Source organism: Candidatus Borrarchaeum sp., from assembly GCF_019058535.1.
GTDB lineage: Archaea > Asgardarchaeota > Sifarchaeia > Borrarchaeales > Borrarchaeaceae > Borrarchaeum > Borrarchaeum weybense.
The window spans coordinates 1-3,681 of the sequence record NZ_JAHPYX010000086.1 but is presented as its reverse complement, the minus strand read 5'-3'; the positions used below and the strand labels follow the sequence as shown (position 1 = coordinate 3,681).

6 protein-coding genes are annotated in these 3,681 nt (G+C 36.4%); 4 read left to right on the top strand and 2 right to left on the bottom strand.

What is annotated here, in order from left to right; all coding sequences use genetic code 11:
• Positions 1–156: 156 nt before the first annotated feature.
• On the bottom strand, positions 157–528 hold the full coding sequence (locus QVB70_RS04895) for a hypothetical protein (RefSeq protein WP_287583966.1): 372 nt from the start codon (positions 526–528) through the stop codon (positions 157–159).
• Positions 529–622: 94 nt separating this feature from the next.
• Between QVB70_RS04895 and QVB70_RS04890 the strand changes: the two genes are divergently transcribed.
• Together QVB70_RS04890 and QVB70_RS04885 are read left to right on the top strand one after the other, a co-directional pair.
• Positions 623–1,351, top strand: a complete 729-nt coding sequence (locus tag QVB70_RS04890; protein ID WP_287583965.1) for a hypothetical protein — start codon at positions 623–625, stop codon at positions 1,349–1,351.
• Positions 1,352–1,361: 10 nt separating this feature from the next.
• Positions 1,362–2,102: a hypothetical protein gene (locus QVB70_RS04885; protein ID WP_287583963.1), complete on the top strand. Its 741-nt coding sequence runs from the start codon at positions 1,362–1,364 to the stop codon at positions 2,100–2,102.
• 6 nt (positions 2,103–2,108) lie between these two features.
• Here the strand turns inward: QVB70_RS04885 and QVB70_RS04880 are convergent, their stop codons facing one another.
• A complete protein-coding gene (locus QVB70_RS04880) occupies positions 2,109–2,585 on the bottom strand; it encodes a GNAT family N-acetyltransferase (RefSeq protein WP_287583961.1) in 477 nt (158 codons plus the stop codon).
• Positions 2,586–2,951: 366 nt separating this feature from the next.
• On the opposite strand from QVB70_RS04880, the gene QVB70_RS04875 reads away from it, so the two are divergent.
• On the top strand, positions 2,952–3,146 hold the full coding sequence (locus QVB70_RS04875) for a hypothetical protein (RefSeq protein WP_287583959.1): 195 nt from the start codon (positions 2,952–2,954) through the stop codon (positions 3,144–3,146).
• Between the two features lie 283 nt (positions 3,147–3,429).
• Positions 3,430–3,681 (top strand): hypothetical protein (locus QVB70_RS04870; RefSeq protein WP_287583957.1); only part of this gene is annotated, 252 nt, incomplete at its 3' end.

Here is a 3,681-nt window from a genome sequence, read left to right as displayed (position 1 = left end):
GGCGGTGGTGGTGGAGCAGGGTAATCGCTCTTCATTTTCTTTAGATTAATTAAACCTCCCTGTACCTCCTGAATTTTTAAAAGAGAGTTTGTTTTAGCTACAAAATCAGTTTGGTTATAATTTGCACTATTAAAAAAAAAGAGGATGTGAAAGAACTTAGAACCAAGCGTTTCTGACGGATGTTGCTTCAATATAAGCTATAGTAACAAGTTTGTGAACAGTTCCATGTACGATTACCGTGTCTCCAACTAATGGAAGGACACCTGACCAGTCAACGTAAATTGCATCTGTGCCATCGTCAATTGCGAAGCCATGGAAGCCAAAAAAGTCGATAGTACCAGTGACTTTCCCCTTAACGTAAACTGATTTTCCGTCCCAGCCAGTCGGATCTGCTTGAATTCTACTGATTTCAGTCGTGTAGAAGAGACCTCCGCCCCATATCGCGGCACCTACACCAGCAATAACGAGTATCAAGATGATAATAGGAATTGCTGATGCTCCTGCACGCGATCGTAGCATTTTCTTCATCCAAGTATCCTCCGTTCATATGTTTAACTAAGAAATACACGAACAAACACCTTAATAAATCATATCAAAAAATTAGATACATGGTGACGCAGAAGTGAGTAAATCAGGTGAATATATCACTCTTACGGAGTTTGGGTCTGGCTGTGGTTGGCATCCAAAACTATTAGGCGTAGCGAAGAACCAGATGGAAATTCTTGAAAAGATAACATCTAAAGATGCCAAGAAGATTGCAACTAAACTTGGAGCATCTTTTGAAGATTTTAAACTATACGACACAGAATGGACAATATCCTTTCAGCCTCTCCCGGAACTTAAGATCCTGTTTCTCTTAGTTTCAGATGAAGAATTTGGGAGCGAGTTCTACGTTTACTATAATAGAAATGCTGTAAAATTCCCTGTGGAAGATGTTCTTGTCTTCAGTTTGGCGTATATCACTTTATTCCCTCATGAAGCTGAATTCCTATGGACAAACAAACGTAGGCGATTAGGAACACAAATTATGGAAAAGCGTGATATAAATCAAATGCTTGCTGTATTAAAAAATATCACACCAGCGGTCGCAAAACAGGTCGCCAACAAGTTAGGTGGAGAATTTAACGAAATATCAGGCGGATGGAATTTAATATTTACACCAATTGCGACACTTCCCATTACTTATGAAGTGGGAAATAAAACTCGTATTTTGTTCGATGTGGATGTGGCGCAATGGATACCTGAAGTAGTGTATGCCTTTAAATGGCTATATTTAAACGCAGTGGTCAGAGAGGCAAGAATAATTAGTGGAGATAGTACGTTACCAGAAACATCATCCTGTAAGTTATGAGGTAGTACATTTGAGCGGTTCAGAATACATTGATCTAGGTGCGAAAGAATTTGGTGCGGGGAGCGGTTGGCAAAACAGGGTGCTCAGTTACGGTAAGAAACGCATGCATATTATTAAAAGAATCAATACCGACGAAATAAAAATCCTTGCGGCTAAACTTGGAGGTATGACTGAGAATTTTAGACCATATGAAAGCGTAAAATGGACAGTTTCTTTTAAACCTCTTCCAAACTTACAGATTTTGTGTCTATTCGTTGAAGATGAGGAATTTGGGAGGGATTTTTTTGTATATTTTAATCGCAGATCAGCGGAAATTTACCCAGCTGAGGAAATAATTGTACTGTCTACTGTTTTTATTTGCCTGTTGGCTCAAGAAGCAGAGTTCCTATGGACAAAAAAGCAGAAACATTTAGGAGCTCAGATTCTTGAAAATCAACCTGTAGATCAAAAGAAAATTCATGTTGTGCAACAAATCACGCCAGATGTCGCAGAAAAAGTCGCCAGTAACCTAGGTGGTGAATTTACCGAGCTATCAGAGGGATGGAGCATTACGTTTAAGCCCATACCTGAGTTTCCGGTCACTTACTCTGTGACTTCAAAAGATTTTCAAATGAGATTTGATTCCACAAAAGCGCAGTGGATGCCGGGAGTAGTCTACGCCTTTAAATGGCTGTACTTAAACGCAATAATTCGAGAAGCAAGAAAATTCTGTGAAGATTTGCCACAGATCTCGTTTTCTGGGCTTATTTAACGTTCTTCAGAGTTCTAGTATCATTTTTACGATTTTATGCCCCTTGTGGACGTATTCCGAATCGATATAAAAGTTTAGGTTTTTGTAAAATTGAATTGCTGCCTCATTATACCAGCGGGTAACAATTGAAATAGTACCACCATTATTGTGTTGTGCAAAGTCTATTGCTTTATTTATCAGAATTTTCCCAATACCTTGTCGTCTATATTCAGGAAGGACGGCAAATGGCCCCAGATACCAGAATTGAGGTTTAGTTTGAATAATACAAGAAAAACCGATAATATCATTCATTTTTTTGGCTACAAAGATCTCGCATACATTTGATGACTCAATTGCATGATGGATTGCCTGTTCGAATTGCTGTGCCTTAAGATGTAATTCGTTTTCTAGAAAATAGTCTTTAAAGGATTTGATAAAGACTTCAAGCAATTCGGCCAATTCTTTATCATATTGAAGAGTATTTATAACGACAAAACCGCTCATAGAATCCATCCAATCCAAATAGCTGCTTAGAATAAATTATGTAAAAATCATCAAGTTCCCTAAATACATTGTATCTTGAAAGAAATGAATTTTTTCATTATCAGCATGACATCTGATAACTTTTCGTTGGATAATTACCTGATACAAGTGGTTTTTTCTAATATGAAATGAACAGATAAAATTCGCTGACTTTAAATACGATTTCTAAATACGTGATTGGAAGATCTGTTAACGAAATAACTACAAGGAAACAACATTGTTTCGAATGCGGCTTTTGCCGTTTTACTTAGGTTTATGAATAATTATTGTAAAAAATGACACAGGAATGATACTGCTATTAGATCAACGGTATAAAGATGATTAAAGATGGACAAATTTGCGATGAGCTATTGTGAAAAATGTAAACGATTAGAAATGATCCCCTTCTCACAAGAGGACATAAACCACGCTTTAGAAAATGGAGGACTGTTTACAAAATCATTAGATCACGGTGACCATATGTTATCCCTAAAAATTGATTGCAATGGATCTGTACGCCGAGAAACTGTTTTTCAAAGATAGTATTTAAAATTGACTTACTGTGAGTCTCAGAGTGTAGACTGAGATAATGTGCGACACTTTTAGACATTCGCGTAAGAAATTATTTGAAAAAATCAAAACAAAGCTATGTAACTCTGTTTTTCTATCAAAATGAAATAAATTTGATAAATTTCCCCCTACGTATTGAAAGGTATCCGCTAGTTAGCTATAAATATATGCACAGAGATATTTAGCATAAACCTCTCAAGAAAAAACAGATGAAAATAAGAAAGAGAAGTTCCACATGCTGTAGGGGGCAATATATATGAAAAAAAATGCACTTTCTCTATTTTTGTTGATTTTTCTCTTGTCTTTAAGCGTACCAGCATTTGCAATCAATGATAGACTAATTGCCGATTCTAATAGCTATCAAATGGATACTTTTGTATTCTATTATTCAAGAAATCAACCCTATTTCTACTTTCGAAAGTACCCTGAAACTGAACTTAACTTTGAATACATACATTTTCAGAAGATCATTGAATACTTCGATGCTGATTATTCTGGAGATTACGAT

Bases quoted from the DNA above. Each gene is read 5' to 3' on its own strand.
- QVB70_RS04875 (WP_287583959.1), top strand. From the start codon at position 2,952: ATGGACAAATTTGCGATGAGCTATTGTGAAAAATGTAAACGATTAGAA.
- QVB70_RS04880 (WP_287583961.1), bottom strand. From the start codon at position 2,585: ATGAGCGGTTTTGTCGTTATAAATACTCTTCAATATGATAAAGAATTG.
- QVB70_RS04895 (WP_287583966.1), bottom strand. From the start codon at position 528: ATGAAGAAAATGCTACGATCGCGTGCAGGAGCATCAGCAATTCCTATT.